Source organism: Chromobacterium sp. ASV23, assembly GCF_016428945.1.
GTDB classification, from domain to species: domain Bacteria; phylum Pseudomonadota; class Gammaproteobacteria; order Burkholderiales; family Chromobacteriaceae; genus Chromobacterium; species Chromobacterium sinusclupearum.
In genome coordinates, this window is the sequence record NZ_JAELTR010000002.1 from 120,396 (window position 1) to 135,742 (window position 15,347).

Genomic DNA, 15,347 nt, shown 5'->3' on the forward strand with positions numbered 1-15,347 from the left:
AACCATGTATCGATACGATGAAGTAGATCATCGCCTGGTGCGCGAGCGCGTCGACCAGTTCCGCGACCAGACGCGCCGCTTCCTGGCCGGGGAGTTGTCGGAAGATGAGTTCCGTCCGCTGCGGCTGATGAACGGCCTGTACATCCAGCGCCACGCGCCGATGCTGCGGGTGGCCATCCCGTACGGCCATTTGCGCAGCGAGCAGCTGCGCAAGCTGGCCGACATCGCCCGCCGCTACGACAAAGGCTACGGACACTTCACCACCCGCCAGAACATCCAGTTCAATTGGCCGGCGCTGGAAACCGTGCCGGACATTCTGGAGGAGCTGGCCACCGTCGAAATGCACGCGATCCAGACCTCCGGCAATTGCGTCCGCAACACCACGACCGATGCCTTTGCCGGCGTCTCCGCCGATCAGTTGTTCGATCCGCGGCCGTATTGCGAGATCATCCGCCAGTGGAGCACGCTGCATCCGGAATTCGCCTTCCTGCCGCGCAAGTTCAAGATCGCCGTGTCCGGCAGCGTGGAGGACCGCGCCGCCACCATGGTCCACGACATCGGCCTGCACGTCAGCCGCAACGAAGCCGGCGAAGCGGGATTCCGCGTCATCGTCGGCGGCGGCTTGGGACGCACGCCCATGGTGGGCGAGGTGATCCGCGAATTCCTGCCCAGGCAGCACCTGCTGACCTATCTGGATGCGGTGCTGCGCGTGTACAACCGCTTTGGCCGCCGCGACAACAAGTACAAGGCGCGGGTCAAGATTCTGGTCAAGGCGATGACGCCGCAAGGCTTCGCCGCCAAGGTGGAGGACGAATGGCTGCATCTGAAGGATGGACCGGCCACGCTGCGCGACGAGGATGTCGCCCATTACGCCAGCTTCTTCGCCGATCCCGACTATCCGCCGCTGCTGGACAATCCGGCAGAACTGACAGGCCCCTTGGCCGAAGACAAGGCGTTTGCCCGCTGGTATGAGCGCAACACCCGCCCTCATCGCCAGCCTGGTTATCGCTCCGTGGTGCTGTCGCTGAAGGAAACCGGCGCGCCGCCGGGCGACATCACCGCCGAGCAAATGGAGGCGGCGGCGGACTGGGCGGACCGTTTCGGCTTTGGCGAACTGCGCGTCGCGCATGAGCAGAACCTGGTGCTGCCGGATGTGGCGCAGAAAGACCTGCACGCCTTGTGGCAGGAGGCTCGCCGGCACAGAATGGCCACGCCGAACATCGGCCTGTTGACCGACATCATCAGCTGCCCGGGCGGGGATTTCTGTTCGCTGGCCAATGCGCGGTCGATTCCCGTCGCCAATGCGATCCAGCGCACTTTTGATGATCTCGATTATCTGTACGATCTGGGCGACATCGCCTGCAACTTCTCCGGCTGCATGAACGCCTGCGGCCACCACCACATCGGCAACATCGGCATCCTGGGCGTCGATAAAAACGGCGAGGAGTGGTATCAGATCACGCTGGGCGGCAGCCAGGGCAGCGACACCGCCATCGGCAAGGTGATTGGACCCTCATTTGCGCAGGCCGATGTGCCGGTGGCCTTCGGCAAGATCATGCAGGTTTATCTGGAGCTGCGGCTGGATGGCGAGCGCTTCATCGACACCCTGCGCCGCGTCGGCGTGGAACCATTCAAGGAGAGGGTCTATGCCCCGGTACATTAAGGATGGCAAGGCGCAGATCGATGCCTGGACGCTGCTGCGCGCGGACGAGTCAGGCGCGCTGCCCGCCGCGCCGGCCGACGCGGATGTGATCGTGCCGCTCGCGGCCTGGCTGGCCGATCCGGCAGGCTGGCAGGCCCGGCCGGGGCGCGTAGGAGTGTGGCTGGCGCCGGATGACGAGCCGGCGCGGCTGGCGCCGTATCTGGCCAGCCTGGCCGTGATAGCCGTTGACTTTCCGGTTTTTACCGATGGACGCGGTTATAGTCTCGCCAGACTGCTGCGGGAGCGTTATGATTTCGCCGGCGAGCTGCGGGCCGTCGGCGACGTCTGGCAGGATTTGATCCATCCCCTGTGGCAGGTAGGTTTTGACGCCTTCCTGATCAAGGATGGCAAGGCGCTGAATGAGGAAGATTATTACAATACCTTCAGCGATGGCTATCAAGTGACATATCGGCAGCCGCAACCACTGTTTCGCCGGCGCGTCACACTATCGTAATGTGTCGCGTGTGAGAGACAGGTCTTAACGATAATTAGCGAAATGTGATGCATTTGTGCAACGTTTGGCAGGCTTGCCGGCCGGCCTCGTGTTGACATGGTGTTGCTGGATTCCTATAGTGCGGGTTAACTGCATCAACACAGCATGTAGCCATCTCTGATGTTTGCAGTCAACTTGTTCGCGTGGTCTTTGCGTCAGCCCGCATTGCTACCCATTTTATAGATTAAAGAGGGAATAACATGACTAAACAGCTGAAACTGAGCGCACTGGTTGCCGCCCTGTTGGTTTCTGCTAGCGCTTTTGCTGCTAAACCGGGTTATGCCGTTGACCAGTCCACCGACTCCGTGGTCCGCAACAATTATGGCGAATGCTGGCACACCGGCACCTTCGACAAGGCCGCCAATGGTCTGGTTGAGTGCGGCGACCGCGAAGCAGCCAAGCCGGCTCCGGCTCCGGTAGCTCAGAAGCCGACCCTGGTTCCGATGAAGGAAAAAGTGACTCTGTCCGCCAAGGTGCTGTTTGACTTCAACAAGTCCGTTCTGCGCGCTGACGCCAAGAACGAACTGGACCCGCTGGTTGCCAAGCTGAAGGCTCACGCTGGCAAGGGCTACCTGAACGGCGTGGAAGTTGACGGTTACACCGACTTCATGGGTTCCGACAAGCTGAACAACGCTCTGTCCCAGAAGCGTGCTGACGCCGTTAAGGCCTACTTCGTGAACGAAGGCGTGCCGGCTGACAAGGTTACCTCCGTAGGCAAGGGCAAGGCCGAAGCCAAGATGACCGAAGAGTGCAAGGCCAAGTTCCCGAAATACGCGAAGAACAAGAAGCAAAATGCCGAAATCAAGGCTTGCATCGAGTCTGATCGTCGCGTTGAAGTGGTGATCGATGCCGTGAAGGAAACCATGGTTGAGCAACCGGCCAAGTAAGCCAAACGCTCCGATTGGAAAAGCCCCGCGCCATGCGGGGCTTTTTGTTTGCGCGTCAGATGGATGACGGCTGGACGCTATTGACCGCGGGCGGCTACAATCGACGGTTTCAGGACGTGTACAAAGACCGCAAATGCAGGTATTTCTGGGGGATCCGCGTCGTTTCGCCCTGCCGGGCTGCGCGTTGACCATAGGCAATTTCGATGGCGTGCACCAGGGGCACCGCCGCATGCTGGAGAAGCTGCGCCAGGAGGCGCAAGCGCGGGCATTGCCGACGGCGTTGCTGACGTTCGAACCGCATCCGCGCGAATTCTTCAGCCGCGCCAAGCCGCCGGCCCGTTTGTCCACGCTGCGGGACAAATTCGTCTTGCTGCGGGAGCTGGGTCTGGTGGACTATGTGTTTGTCTACCGTTTCAATCACAGCTTCGCCAACATGACGGCGGCGGATTTTGTCGATCAGGTGCTGGTTGAGCAATTGCAGACGCGCTATCTGCTGATCGGCGATGATTTCCAGTTTGGCGCCGGCCGCCAGGGAAATTTCCAGTTATTGGCCGATTGCCGGCATTTTGCCACCGAGGCGATGCCGTCGGTGCTGGTGCAGGGCGAACGGGCCTCCAGCACGCTGGTGCGGGAGAAGCTCGCCGCCGGCGATCTGCCCGCGGCAAACGCGCTGCTGGGGGACATTTACCGGATTTCCGGCAAAGTCATGCATGGCAAGAAGCTGGGCCGCACCATAGGTTTTCCCACGGCCAACATCCATTTGCCGCATTTGAAGCCGGCGCTGCAGGGGGTGTTCGTGGTTGAGGCGGATACGCCGCACGGGCGGCTGGGCGGCGTGGCCAGCCTGGGCCTGAACCCGACGGTCAGCGACACGCCGGACTACAAGCTGGAAGTGCATCTGTTCGATTTCGCCGGCGACCTGTACGGCCAGCGGCTGACGGTGCGCTTCCTGAAAAAACTGCGCGACGAAGCGCGCTATGATGATTTGGCCACCCTGGTGGCGCAGATCGAGCGCGACGCGGCCAGCGCCAAGACCTATTTGACAAGTTTGCAGCGAGAGCAGGCATGACCATTGATTATCGTAAAACCGTAAACCTGCTGGATACACCTTTCGCCATGCGCGGGGATCTGGCCAAACGCGAACCGGCCTGGGTCAAGCGCTGGCAGGAAGAGAAGCGCTACGACAAGCTGCGCAAGCTTTCCGCCGGCCGCCCCAAGTTCATTCTGCATGACGGTCCGCCGTACGCCAATGGCGACATTCACATCGGTCACGCCGTCAATAAGGTGCTGAAAGACATCATCGTCCGCTCCAAGACGCTGGCCGGTTTCGACGCGCCGTATGTGCCGGGCTGGGACTGCCACGGTCTGCCGATCGAGCTGATGGTGGAAAAGCTGCACGGCAAGGATATCCCGGCCGCCAAGTTCCGCGAGCTGTGCCGCGAATACGCCAAGGAGCAGATCGCCCGCCAGAAGAAGGACTTCATCCGTCTGGGCGTGCTGGGCGATTGGGACAATCCGTATCTGACCATGGATTTCAAGACCGAGGCCGACATCGTCCGCACCCTCGGCAAGATTTATGAAAACGGCTACCTGACCAAGGGCGAGAAGCCGGTGCACTGGTGCATCGAGTGCGGTTCCTCGCTGGCCGAGGCCGAAGTCGAGTACGAAGATAAAGTATCGCCGGTGATAGACGTCGGCTTCAAGGTGGTCGACGCCGACAAGGCATCCGCCGCTTTCGGCGCGGATGCCGCCGACGCGATGGCCGTGATCTGGACCACCACGCCGTGGACCTTGCCGGCCAACCAGGCGGTCGCCGTCGGCGCCAACCTCGATTACCAGCTGATCGACACGCCCAAGGGCAAGCTGATTCTGGGCAAGGACCTGGTCGAATCGGCGATGAAGCGCTACGGCGTGGACGAGTACCGCGTGCTGGGCGAGGCCAAAGGCCAGGCGCTGGAACTGATTGCGCTGCAACATCCGTTCTACGCCCGTCAGGTGCCGGTGATCCTGGGCGACCACGTCACCACCGATGCCGGCACCGGCCTGGTGCACACCGCGCCGGCCCACGGCCTGGAAGACTTCCAGGCCGGCCTGCAGTACAAGCTGCCGGTAGATAATCCGGTCGCCGACAACGGCCGCTACAAGAGCACGACGGAAATTTTCGCCGGCATGCTGGTATGGGACGCCAATGCCCGCGTGATCGAAACGCTGGAAGCCAACGGCGCGCTGGTGCAGCAGGCCAAGCTGGAGCATAGCTATCCGCATTGCTGGCGCCACAAAACCCCCATCATCTTCCGCGCCACGCCGCAATGGTTTGTCAGCATGGATCGCCAGGCCCACGGCGGCGAGACTTTGCGCGAGATCAGCCAGCGCGCGGTGGATGCCACCGAGTTCTTCCCGTCCTGGGGCCGCGCCCGCCTGGACGCGATGATCAAGAACAGCCCGGACTGGTGCGTATCGCGCCAGCGCAACTGGGGGGTGCCGATGACCTTCTTCATCCACAAGGAAACGGGCGAGCTGCATCCGCGCTCCGCGCAATTGCTGGAAGAAGTGGCGCTGCGCATCGAGCAGCAAGGCATCGAAGCCTGGTTCAGCCTGGACGCCAAGGAGCTGTTGGGCGAAGAGGCCGAACACTACCGCAAGCTCAGCGATACCCTGGACGTGTGGTTCGACTCCGGTTCCACCCACTTCGCTGTGCTGAAGCAGCGCCCGGAATTGGCCTGGCCGGCCGATCTGTACCTGGAAGGCTCCGACCAGCACCGCGGCTGGTTCCAGTCATCCTTGAAGACGGGTTGCGCCACCATCGGCCGCGCGCCTTACAAGCAGCTGCTGACCCATGGTTTTGTGGTGGACGGCAAGGGCATGAAGATGTCCAAGTCCAAGGGCAATGTCGTATCGCCGCAAAAGGTCAATGATAGCCTCGGTGCCGATATTCTGCGTTTGTGGGTGGCATCGACCGACTATTCCGGCGAACTGGCTATTTCCGACGAAATTCTGAAGCGCGTGACGGAAAGCTATCGCCGTCTGCGCAACACCATCCGCTTCCTGCTGGCCAATCTGTCCGATTTCGATCCGATCGAGCACGCCGTGCCGCTGGCCAATATGGTGGAGCTGGACCAGTACGCGCTGCTGCGCGCGCGCCAGATGCAGGAAAAAGTGGTGGGCGAGCTGTACTCCCGCTACGCCTTCCACCACGTGGTGCAGGAAGTGGTCGGCTACTGCTCGGAAGACCTGGGCGCGTTCTACCTGGACGTGATCAAGGATCGCCTGTACACCACTCAGGCCGACAGCCGCGCCCGCCGCAGCGCCCAGACCGCGCTGTACCACATCACCCGCAGCCTGTTGCTGATGGTGGCGCCGATTCTGTGCTTTACCGCCGACGAGGCGTGGAACGTGCTGGTGGACAGCGAGGAAGAGTCCACGCTGTTCCACATCTGGCACGAATTCCCGGCGCAAGCCGTGGAGCGGGAGGAGGCGCTGTCCATCAAGTGGCAAGCCATCCGCGAGCTGCGCGCCGTGGTCAACAAGGAAATCGAGGAACTGCGCAGCGCCGACAAGCTAGGCTCCTCGCTGCAGGCCGAGGTGGAGATCGACGCGCCGGCCGACTTGGCCCGCCAACTGCTGAGCCTGGGCGAAGAGCTGAAGTTTGTGTTGATCGTGTCCAAGGTGACGGTGCGCGAGGCGGCCGAGCTGGCCATCCGCGTATCGCCTGCCGCGCATGAGAAGTGCGAGCGCTGCTGGCATTACCGCGCCGATGTGGGCAGCCATGCCGGCCACGGCGCCGTCTGCGGCCGCTGCGTGGACAACCTGGACGGCCAGGGCGAGCAGCGTCTGCACGCCTGATCCGTCGGTAACGGGGCCGCGCGGGCGGCCCCGTCAGTAATGGGAAACCCATAAATGGATTCTGCAATGACTATGCCTGGCGCAAGCCGCTGGTCCAAGTGGTTCGTGCTGGCGGCGCTGGTTGTTGTGCTGGACCAGATCAGCAAGCTGTATTTCAACGGCAACTTCCAGTACGGCGAAGTGCGTCAGGTGATAGCCGGCTTTTTCAGCTTCACCCTGATTTACAATCCGGGCGCGGCGTTCAGCTTTTTGCATGATGCCGGCGGTTGGCAGAAATATCTGTTCACCATCTTGGCTTTCGCGGTGTCGGGCTGGCTGGGCTGGAGCATCGTCAAGGGCCGCTTCAGCGGCGTGATGAATCTGGCTGCCGCCTTCATCATCGGCGGCGCGCTGGGCAATGTGATAGACCGCCTGGCTTACGGCCACGTGATCGACTTCATCCTGGTTCACTACTACAACCAGTGGTACTACCCGGCGTTCAATCTGGCCGATTCCTTCATTTGCGTCGGCGCGGCGCTGATGGTGCTGGACAGTTTCAAAAAGCCATCGCGTTGAGCGGACTAGGATTGGATTCAAAGCAATGGCCCGCGGTGCGGGCCATTGGCGCATGCGCCGGGTAAAACCCTGGCTTGAATAAGGAAATACGGATGTCGAAGACCATCATGCTTGCCAACCCGCGCGGCTTCTGCGCCGGCGTGGATCGGGCCATCGCCATCGTCGAACGCGCCATCGAACTGTATGGCGCGCCCATCTATGTGCGCCACGAAGTGGTGCACAACCGTTTTGTGGTCGATGATCTGCGCGCCAAGGGCGCCGTGTTCATCGAGGAGTTGAAGGACGTGCCGCCTGGCAGCACCTTGATTTACTCCGCCCATGGCGTGCCGCTGTCTGTGCGCGCCGAAGCTGACGCCTTGGGCCTCACGGTGTACGACGCCACCTGTCCGCTGGTGACCAAGGTGCATATCGAGGTCAAGCGCATGCGGCAGGCGGGCATGGAGATCGTCATGATCGGCCACGCCGGGCATCCGGAAGTGGAGGGCACCATGGGCCAGGCCGATTCCGGCATGTATCTGGTCGAGAACGAGGCCGATGTGGCCAAGCTGCAGGTGAGCAATCCAGAACAGCTGTCCTATGTCAGCCAGACGACGCTGTCGGTGGACGAGACGCGCGACATCATCGCGGCCCTGAAGGCGCGCTTCCCGGCCATCCATAGCCCCAAGAAGGATGATATTTGCTACGCCACGCAGAATCGCCAGGATGCGGTGAAATTGCTGGCCGAGCAGTGCGACATGGTCGTCGTCGTGGGTTCGCCCAACAGCTCGAACTCCAACCGCCTGCGCGAAGTGGCGGCGCTCAAGGGCGTGGACGCTTACATGGTGGACAATGCCGATCTGCTGGAACCGGAGTGGTTTGTCGGCAAGAGCCGAGTCGGCGTGACTGCCGGCGCCAGCGCGCCGGAGGTGCTGGTGCAGGCGGTGATAGACCGCATCAAGTCTTTCGACATCAGCCAGGTGACAGAGCTGCCTGGCGTGGAGGAGACGACGGTGTTTGCGCTGCCGCCCGCGCTGCGGCCGGCTTGATTTATCCAGTTTCGCCGCGAAAAGGCCGCCCGATTGGGGCGGCCTTTTTGTTTATTCCAACAGCGGGGTTTTTGAGTCGGGAGGCGAAAAGAATGTATACGTTAATTTACAGATCGGCACTATTTGAATAGGATAATGGAATAAAAACTATATCAATGCACCGACGCCAACTGATAACTTTTTTTGTCGGATGAACATCTCTATGAAATCTATTAAGGCTCTCTTGCTGTTGTTAGTTCTACTGCTGTCTGCTTGCGCTGCAACCCCTTCCAGCATTAAGGAAAGCGAGGATGATCAAAGCTGGAACGCCCCAGATTATTCAGTAGGTAGTAATATTCCACATCATGCCAATAGTCGGACGGAAACTTTGTCTGACCAAGCGCAGCAAGAGCTTGCCAATCAGATCTTGCATGGCAATCCTGCTAGGGTTAACAAATAAGTTGCCTGTACTTTCATTCTGAGAGCTAGAACGGCAACTCCGGCTGCACGCCTTGCGGATGTTCGATCCGTGCCTCGGTGCTGCCTTCGGCCAGCCGCAGCGTCACTCTTTCATGGTCTTGAAGTTCGGCCGGGTTCTTGACTGCCTGGCCGTTCCGCTTTTGCACGATGGCGTAGCCGCGCGCCAGCACCGCCTCGGGGTTGAACGCGGTCAGCGTGGCGGACAGTTGCGCCAGTTGCTGGCTGCGCCGCTCCAGCAATCGATCCCGCGCGCGTTGCAGCCGGGCTTGCTGTTGTTGCAGGCGCTGGCTCTGCGCTGCCAGGTCCGGCTGATGACGCGTCAGGTGGCTGGCTGCCAGTTGCAAGCGCCAGCGGCCCTGATCGAACATGGTGTGTACCCGTTGCCGCAGGGTTTGGGACAGGGAGCCCAGCTTGTCGCGTTGCGCTTGCAGCTTGGAGCCGGGGTGGGTCAGCCGGCGTCCCAGGAAGTCCAGCTGCTGCGTCTTGTCGGTCAACAAACGGCCCAGCGCCCGTTCCAGCGCGCGCTTGGTTTGCTCCAGCTGAATGGCCAGATGCTCGCGGTTTGGCGACACCAGTTCCGCCGCCGCGGTCGGCGTCGGGGCGCGTCGGTCGGCGACGAAGTCGCAGATGGTGAAGTCGGTTTCATGGCCGACGCCGCTGACGGTCGGGATCGGGCAGGCGGCCACGGCGCGGGCGACGATTTCTTCATTGAACGACCACAGGTCTTCAATGCTGCCGCCGCCGCGGCAGATGATCAGCACGTCGGCCTCGCGCCGCTCGCCTGCCTGGCGGATGGCATTGGCGATCTGCTGCGCGGAGCCCTCGCCCTGAACCTGGGCAGGGTAGAGAATGAGCGGAATGCCGGGCATGCGGCGTCGCAGCGTGCTGACTACATCGCGCAACGCGGCGGCGGCCGGCGAAGTGATGATGCCGATGGCAGCTGGATGGGCCGGCAGCTCGCGCTTGCGGCTGCTGTCGAACAGACCCTCGGCCTGCAGCCGCGCTTTCAGCCGTTCGAACGCTTCGTACAGGCGGCCTAGGCCGGCGGCGCGCATCTCGCCGACACTGATCTGGAATTCGCCGCGGGCCTCATACAGCGTCACCTGGCCGCGCAGTTCCACCTGCATGCCTTCCTGCGGGCGGAACGGCAGCAAGGCCAGTTTGTGGCGGAACATCACGCAGCGCACTTGGGCGCCGCCATCTTTCAGCGAGAAATAGCCGTGGCCGGATGCGGCCAGCGTCAGGTTGGAGATTTCTCCGCCAATCCAGACTGGCGGGATGCCTGCTTCCAGCAGGTCGCGCGCCATCCGGTTAAGGGAGGAGACGCTGATCACATCCTGGTTGCGATCAAGAAAATTAGGTCTTGTCAAGTGATCCACAATCGCTCGCTGGAGTAAATATTCAATCTTGGCCACGGAACAAGCGTTGGCGTAGCGTTTGATATCTGACTGAATAATCAATCAAATCAATGGTTTGAGAAAATCTGTCCCCGGGTGGGCAAAAGCAATGCAAGCCAATGGCTGCGGGCGTTTACCGCAGCTATGCACCGGCTTATCAACAAAGTTATCCACAGCCGGCGGCAGAATTCCGCAAGGCCACGGCTAGGCTTGGCAGAGCGGACTTTATCGCCGTACGTCAGCTTGGCGTGATGGATAAAGGCTGAGTAAGCACTTGCTATTTGAACCCGGATGGCGACTGTCGCAGCCGCAACAACAGGCCGCGCAGCTGCAAGGCTACATGATAGCAATCGCGCTACCATCAGGTATATCAAACTGGGGGATGAATATGGACGCACTGCTGCGCAGCATCCAGGCCGACATCACGCAGATGGATGTGGACGCCATCGTCAACGCCGCCAACAGCAGCTTGTTGGGCGGTGGCGGCGTCGATGGCGCGATACATCGCGCGGCGGGGCCGGCTTTGCTGGAGGCGTGCCGCGCGCTGGGCGGTTGCCCGACCGGGGAGGCGAGGCTCACCCCGGGCTTTAATCTGAAGGCGGCTTATGTGATCCATACCGTGGGGCCGGTATGGCAGGGCGGCGGCCATGGCGAGGCGGCCTTGCTGGCCGCCTGCTACCGCAACAGCCTGGAGCTGGCGCGCTTGCATGAGGCGCGGCGCATCGCTTTCCCGGCCATCAGCTGCGGCGTGTATGGCTATCCCTTGGACGCGGCGTGCGAATTGGCAGTCAAGGAGTTGCGGTCTTGGTTGTCGGAACGGCCGCACGCCCTGCGCGAAGTCTGGCTGGTGGCCTTCGATCCGCGCGCGCTGGACGCCTATCAGCGCGCGCTCAGCTGACTTCGCCTTTGGCTGGGCGCGGCAATTGGCCTCCGCAATGCTTGCAGTACTGGGCGTCCCAGTCGTGGCCTTCGCTAAAGCAATGCGGGCACAGTCGGGTGGCCGAGCGATTGTCGCTGCTGACGGGGTCGGGTACGCTGCGGGCGATTTCGGCGCTGACGATGCCGGTGGGCACCGCGATGATGCCATAGCCGGTGATCATCACCAGGCTGGCCAGCGCTTGGCCCAGCGGCGTTTTCGGCGTGATGTCGCCAAAGCCGACGGTGGTCAGCGTGACGATGGCCCAGTAGATGCTGATCGGGATGCTGGTGAAGCCGTGCTCCGGGCCTTCTATCACGTACATCAGCGTGCCCAGCACGATCACCAGCAGGATGACCGTGACCAGAAAGACGGTGATCTTGCGCCGGCTGGCCAGCAGGGCCCGCCGCAATTGCGCGGCCTCGCCCAGGTGGCGGCTGAGCTTCAGGATGCGGAACATCCGCAGCAGCCGCAGAATGCGGATGTCGGCGAGGAAGCGGCTCTCCGGAATGAACAGCCCCAGATACAGCGGCAGGATGGACAGCAGGTCTATGACGCCGAAGAAGCTTTTGACGTAGCGCAGCGGCTTGTGGACGCATATCAGCCGCAAGGTGTACTCAATCGTGAACAAGATGGTGAAAGTCCAGTCCAGCACGGTCAGCAACGTGCCGTACTGTTGCCGGATAGAGGAGACGCTTTCCAGCATCACGCAGGCGACGGACAGCAGGATGGCGATGATCAGCGCCATATCGAAAATGCGCCCGGCGCGGGTATCGGCCTCGTAGATGATGATGTAGAGCTTGCGGCGCCAGCCGGATAGCGGAATCAGATTTTCCTGGGTGGGCATGGGAATCTTGCCTGTGTTGCATTGACTATAACAAAGCCGGTTAGAGAGTATGGCCGGCATTTGGTTTGCTGGATATAAGCAAAGAATATTAGGCTGCCTGTCTGGCATTGATTATGATGATGGGGAATATCAGAATCGATATTTCTGGTTGATGAGGAATAAGACGATGCGCATTGCCAATACCATCACCGACCTGATCGGCAACACGCCGCTGGTCAAGCTCAACCGCGTTGCCGAGGGCGTCGGCGCCACCGTGGTCGCCAAGCTGGAATTCTTCAATCCGGCGCACAGCGTCAAGGACCGCATCGCCGTGGCGATGCTGGACGCGGCGGAGAAGGCCGGCAAGATCAAGCCGGATACCGTCATCGTTGAACCGACCTCCGGCAATACCGGCATCGGCCTGGCCATGGTGTGCGCGGCGCGCGGCTACAAGCTGGTCATTACCATGCCGGAAACTATGAGCAAGGAACGCCGCCAGCTGCTGAAGGCCTACGGCGCGGAGCTGATCCTGACGCCGGGACCGGAGGGCATGGGCGGGGCCATCGCCAAGGCCAAGTCGCTGGTGGACGAATATCCGGACACCTATTTCATGCCGCAGCAGTTCGAGAATCCGGCCAATCCGGAGATTCACCGGAACACCACGGCGGAAGAGGTGTGGAACGATACCGATGGCAAGGTGGACATCTTCGTGGCCGGCGTGGGCACCGGCGGCACCATCACCGGCGTGGGCGAAGTGTTGAAGGCGCGTAAGCCTGGCGTGCAGATCGTGGCGGTGGAGCCGGATGCCTCGCCGGTGCTGTCCGGCGGCGCCAAAGGGCCGCACCCGATCCAGGGCATAGGCGCGGGCTTTGTGCCGGGCATCCTGAATACGCAGATCTACGATGAGATCATCCGCGTCAAGAACGAAGACGCGCTGCAGACCGCGCGCGACGTGGCCACCAAGGAAGGCATCCTGGTCGGCATCTCTTCCGGCGCGGCGGTGTGGTCGGCGCTGCAACTGGCCAAGCGCCCCGAAAACGCAGGCAAGCTGATCGTGGTGGTGATTCCGTCGTTCGGCGAGCGTTATCTGTCGACGGTGCTGTTCGAGCATCTGGCGTAAACCGTTTCGCGGTACGCGCTGAAGCCCGGCTGCCGCCGGGCTTTTTTGTCGCAATCCGTCATCGATTGTGAAATCCGCGCCATTGACGGCGCAAGGGCCTGACGGGCTACAATGGCCGCCATGAAAAGACTGATCATCGGTTTGACGGTGCTGGGCGGCTTGACCGCCTGCGGCAGCCTGCAACAGATCGCGGCGCCGGTGCATCCTGGCGGCGGCGCGGCCTCCACGTCAACGGTTCGCCCCGCCTCCAGCAAGGTGGACCAACTGCTGGATGAGGCGAATCGGCTGGCCGATCGCGTCAAGTCTGGCGAGCTGACCCGCACCGCGGCGGCCGACCAGCTTGGCGCGGCGCGCTTGCGCATTGCCGGCGCCAATGCCGTCGACAACGACAATTTCGCCATCTACCGCCAGCTGACGGTGGAGCGCGAAGCGGGACGCATCGATTCTGATGCCTTCCGCGCCAGGCTGGAGGCCCATCTGCGCGAATGGATGCGCCGCTGGCCCAAGTACACGCCGAAACCGGCCGATCCCGCTTTCAGCAATTTCTTGCTCAAGTTGTACGGCCTGCCGCCGCTGGGTTACTGAATGAAGTCGAAGAAACACGCCCATGTCGCCTGCCCCTGCGGAGGCGGCGATCTGGCGGCCTGCTGCGGCCGCTACCATCAGCCCGACGCGCCGCCGGCGCCCACCGCGCAGGCGCTGATGCGTTCCCGCTACAGCGCTTATGCGCTGGGGCTGGAAGACTATCTGCTGGCCACCTGGCATGCGTCCACCCGGCCTGAACAATTGAATCTGGCCGAAGACGCCGGCGTAGTGAAATGGATAGGGCTGGAAATCCAGCGTTGCGAGGCTGGATTGGACGGCGATGAGGCAGGGCTGGTCGAGTTTGTCGCCCGTTACAAAGTGGGCGGCAAGGCCGAGCGCCTGCACGAGGTCAGCCGCTTCGTCCGCGAGGATGGACGCTGGTATTACGTGGCCGGCCAAGTATCCTGATCCGCGCTTGCTCTGGCGCAAATGTGCCGCGAACAAGGTTTGACCCCTGGCATGCCATGGCGGGAGCATAGAGTTTTCCATTGCCGGAAAAGTCCATGCTTACCATCTATTCCGATTCCCACCGTCTGCAGCACGGCCGTTCCGAGTTGATAGACGGCACGCTGAAGCCTTGTTTCGAAACCCCTTCCCGCGCCGACATGGTGCTGGCCGCGGTGCGGCAGCGCGATCTGGGCGACGTCGTGCATCCGCGCCGGCATGGTCTGGAGCCGATTCTGCGCGTGCACGACGAGGGGTATGTCCGCTTCCTGGAAACTGCCTGGCAGCGCTGGAGCGAGATGGGGCGCGATTATGACGCCTTGCCCAAGATGTGGCAGATCCGCCGCTTGCGCGAGGCCGTGCCGGAGCATGTGGAAGGCCAGCTCTGTTACTACTCGATGGACTGCGGCACGCCGATCACCGCCGGCACCTGGCAGGCGGCCACCGCTTCCGCTGATGTGGCGCTGACCGCGGTGGACAGGCTGATCGGCGGCGAGCGCGCCATCTTCGCGTTGACCCGGCCGCCCGGTCATCATGCCGCGCGCGACTATTGCGGCGGGTATTGCTTCTTCAATAACGCCGCCATCGCCGCCCAGGCGCTGCGCGATCGCGGCGCGCACCGGGTGGCCGTGCTGGACGTCGATTACCACCACGGCAACGGCACCCAGGATATTTTCTATCACCGCTCCGACGTGCTGTTTTTGTCCATCCACGGCGATCCGCGCACTGAATATCCATTCTTCCTGGGTTTTGCCGACGAAAAGGGCGAGGGCGAGGGGCTGGGGTACAACTTCAATTTTCCGCTGGCGGCGGGTTCCTGCGTCAGCACCTGGTTCTTCGCGCTGGACTGCGCGCTGGAGCAGATCGCCCGCTTCGGCGCCGAGGCGCTGGTGGTGTCGCTGGGCGTCGACACCTTCGAGGGCGACCCGATTTCCCGTTTCCAGCTGGGCACGCCGGACTTCGTCACGCTGGGCGCGCGTCTGGCGGGACTGAAACTGCCGACGCTGTTCTGCCTGGAGGGCGGCTACGCGGTGGGGCCGATAGGCGACAATGTGGTGAATGTGCTGGCCGGTTTCGAGGCGCGCAGCTAGCCCG

At 62.1% G+C, this 15,347-nt stretch carries 15 protein-coding genes; 13 read left to right on the top strand and 2 right to left on the bottom strand.

All coding sequences use genetic code 11. The annotated features are described in order from the left end of the window. Positions 1-4: 4 nt before the first annotated feature. The 8 genes from JHD59_RS01725 (at position 5) to JHD59_RS01760 (ending at position 8,944) form a co-directional block, all read left to right on the top strand. Positions 5-1,663, top strand: a complete 1,659-nt coding sequence (locus JHD59_RS01725; RefSeq protein WP_199152905.1) for a nitrite/sulfite reductase — start codon at positions 5-7, stop codon at positions 1,661-1,663. After that, complete coding sequence (locus JHD59_RS01730) at positions 1,647-2,156, top strand: DUF934 domain-containing protein (RefSeq protein WP_199152906.1); 510 nt, start codon at positions 1,647-1,649, stop codon at positions 2,154-2,156. Before JHD59_RS01725 ends, JHD59_RS01730 begins: the two co-directional genes overlap by 17 nt. A gap of 239 nt (positions 2,157-2,395) precedes the next feature. Then, on the top strand, positions 2,396-3,082 hold the full coding sequence (locus tag JHD59_RS01735) for an OmpA family protein (protein ID WP_103319936.1): 687 nt from the start codon (positions 2,396-2,398) through the stop codon (positions 3,080-3,082). A 133-nt stretch (positions 3,083-3,215) separates the two neighbouring features. Beyond that, positions 3,216-4,151, top strand: coding sequence for a bifunctional riboflavin kinase/FAD synthetase (locus tag JHD59_RS01740; protein WP_103319935.1), 936 nt, complete (start codon positions 3,216-3,218; stop codon positions 4,149-4,151). Continuing rightward, complete coding sequence (gene ileS / locus JHD59_RS01745; RefSeq protein WP_199152907.1) at positions 4,148-6,925, top strand: isoleucine--tRNA ligase; 2,778 nt, start codon at positions 4,148-4,150, stop codon at positions 6,923-6,925. The genes JHD59_RS01740 and ileS overlap by 4 nt, the downstream gene beginning before the upstream one ends. A 72-nt stretch (positions 6,926-6,997) precedes the next feature. Continuing rightward, a complete protein-coding gene (gene lspA, locus JHD59_RS01750) occupies positions 6,998-7,480 on the top strand; it encodes a signal peptidase II (protein WP_233163848.1) in 483 nt (160 codons plus the stop codon). A 92-nt stretch (positions 7,481-7,572) separates the two neighbouring features. Then, on the top strand, positions 7,573-8,505 hold the full coding sequence (gene ispH / locus JHD59_RS01755; protein WP_199152908.1) for a 4-hydroxy-3-methylbut-2-enyl diphosphate reductase: 933 nt from the start codon (positions 7,573-7,575) through the stop codon (positions 8,503-8,505). Positions 8,506-8,707: 202 nt separating this feature from the next. After that, entirely contained in the window at positions 8,708-8,944 is a 237-nt protein-coding gene (locus JHD59_RS01760) for a hypothetical protein (protein ID WP_199152909.1), read from the top strand. Positions 8,945-8,969: 25 nt separating this feature from the next. Here JHD59_RS01760 and xseA read toward each other — a convergent pair whose 3' ends face one another. Next, positions 8,970-10,334, bottom strand: coding sequence for an exodeoxyribonuclease VII large subunit (xseA, locus tag JHD59_RS01765; protein WP_199152910.1), 1,365 nt, complete (start codon positions 10,332-10,334; stop codon positions 8,970-8,972). 415 nt (positions 10,335-10,749) lie between these two features. On the opposite strand from xseA, the gene JHD59_RS01770 reads away from it, so the two are divergent. After that, positions 10,750-11,259, top strand: a complete 510-nt coding sequence (locus JHD59_RS01770) for an O-acetyl-ADP-ribose deacetylase (protein WP_199152911.1) — start codon at positions 10,750-10,752, stop codon at positions 11,257-11,259. Here the strand turns inward: JHD59_RS01770 and JHD59_RS01775 are convergent. Beyond that, positions 11,252-12,124, bottom strand: coding sequence for an ion transporter (locus JHD59_RS01775; protein ID WP_199152912.1), 873 nt, complete (start codon positions 12,122-12,124; stop codon positions 11,252-11,254). The two genes, JHD59_RS01770 and JHD59_RS01775, sit on opposite strands and share 8 nt — an antisense overlap. A 166-nt stretch (positions 12,125-12,290) precedes the next feature. Between JHD59_RS01775 and cysK the strand changes: the two genes are divergently transcribed. From cysK to JHD59_RS01795, 4 genes are all read left to right on the top strand, one after another. Continuing rightward, the gene (gene cysK, locus JHD59_RS01780) at positions 12,291-13,223 is read left to right on the top strand and encodes a cysteine synthase A (protein WP_103319925.1); all 933 of its coding nucleotides are present in this window, start codon (positions 12,291-12,293) and stop codon (positions 13,221-13,223) included. Positions 13,224-13,343: 120 nt separating this feature from the next. Then, on the top strand, positions 13,344-13,808 hold the full coding sequence (locus JHD59_RS01785; RefSeq protein WP_233163840.1) for a hypothetical protein: 465 nt from the start codon (positions 13,344-13,346) through the stop codon (positions 13,806-13,808). Continuing rightward, complete coding sequence (locus JHD59_RS01790) at positions 13,809-14,216, top strand: YchJ family protein (RefSeq protein WP_199152914.1); 408 nt, start codon at positions 13,809-13,811, stop codon at positions 14,214-14,216. Positions 14,217-14,311: 95 nt separating this feature from the next. Continuing rightward, positions 14,312-15,343 (top strand): histone deacetylase family protein, encoded by a 1,032-nt coding sequence (locus JHD59_RS01795; protein WP_199152915.1) that lies wholly within the window; start codon positions 14,312-14,314, stop codon positions 15,341-15,343. The last annotated feature ends 4 nt before the right edge of the window (positions 15,344-15,347 follow it).

Bases quoted from the DNA above. Each gene is read 5' to 3' on its own strand.
- cysK (WP_103319925.1), top strand. From the start codon at position 12,291: ATGCGCATTGCCAATACCATCACCGACCTGATCGGCAACACGCCGCTG.
- JHD59_RS01785 (WP_233163840.1), top strand. From the start codon at position 13,344: ATGAAAAGACTGATCATCGGTTTGACGGTGCTGGGCGGCTTGACCGCC.
- JHD59_RS01735 (WP_103319936.1), top strand. From the start codon at position 2,396: ATGACTAAACAGCTGAAACTGAGCGCACTGGTTGCCGCCCTGTTGGTT.
- ileS (WP_199152907.1), top strand. From the start codon at position 4,148: ATGACCATTGATTATCGTAAAACCGTAAACCTGCTGGATACACCTTTC.
- lspA (WP_233163848.1), top strand. From the start codon at position 6,998: ATGCCTGGCGCAAGCCGCTGGTCCAAGTGGTTCGTGCTGGCGGCGCTG.
- JHD59_RS01740 (WP_103319935.1), top strand. From the start codon at position 3,216: ATGCAGGTATTTCTGGGGGATCCGCGTCGTTTCGCCCTGCCGGGCTGC.
- JHD59_RS01730 (WP_199152906.1), top strand. From the start codon at position 1,647: ATGCCCCGGTACATTAAGGATGGCAAGGCGCAGATCGATGCCTGGACG.
- JHD59_RS01725 (WP_199152905.1), top strand. From the start codon at position 5: ATGTATCGATACGATGAAGTAGATCATCGCCTGGTGCGCGAGCGCGTC.
- JHD59_RS01760 (WP_199152909.1), top strand. From the start codon at position 8,708: ATGAAATCTATTAAGGCTCTCTTGCTGTTGTTAGTTCTACTGCTGTCT.
- JHD59_RS01790 (WP_199152914.1), top strand. From the start codon at position 13,809: ATGAAGTCGAAGAAACACGCCCATGTCGCCTGCCCCTGCGGAGGCGGC.
- ispH (WP_199152908.1), top strand. From the start codon at position 7,573: ATGTCGAAGACCATCATGCTTGCCAACCCGCGCGGCTTCTGCGCCGGC.
- JHD59_RS01770 (WP_199152911.1), top strand. From the start codon at position 10,750: ATGGACGCACTGCTGCGCAGCATCCAGGCCGACATCACGCAGATGGAT.
- JHD59_RS01795 (WP_199152915.1), top strand. From the start codon at position 14,312: ATGCTTACCATCTATTCCGATTCCCACCGTCTGCAGCACGGCCGTTCC.
- JHD59_RS01775 (WP_199152912.1), bottom strand. From the start codon at position 12,124: ATGCCCACCCAGGAAAATCTGATTCCGCTATCCGGCTGGCGCCGCAAG.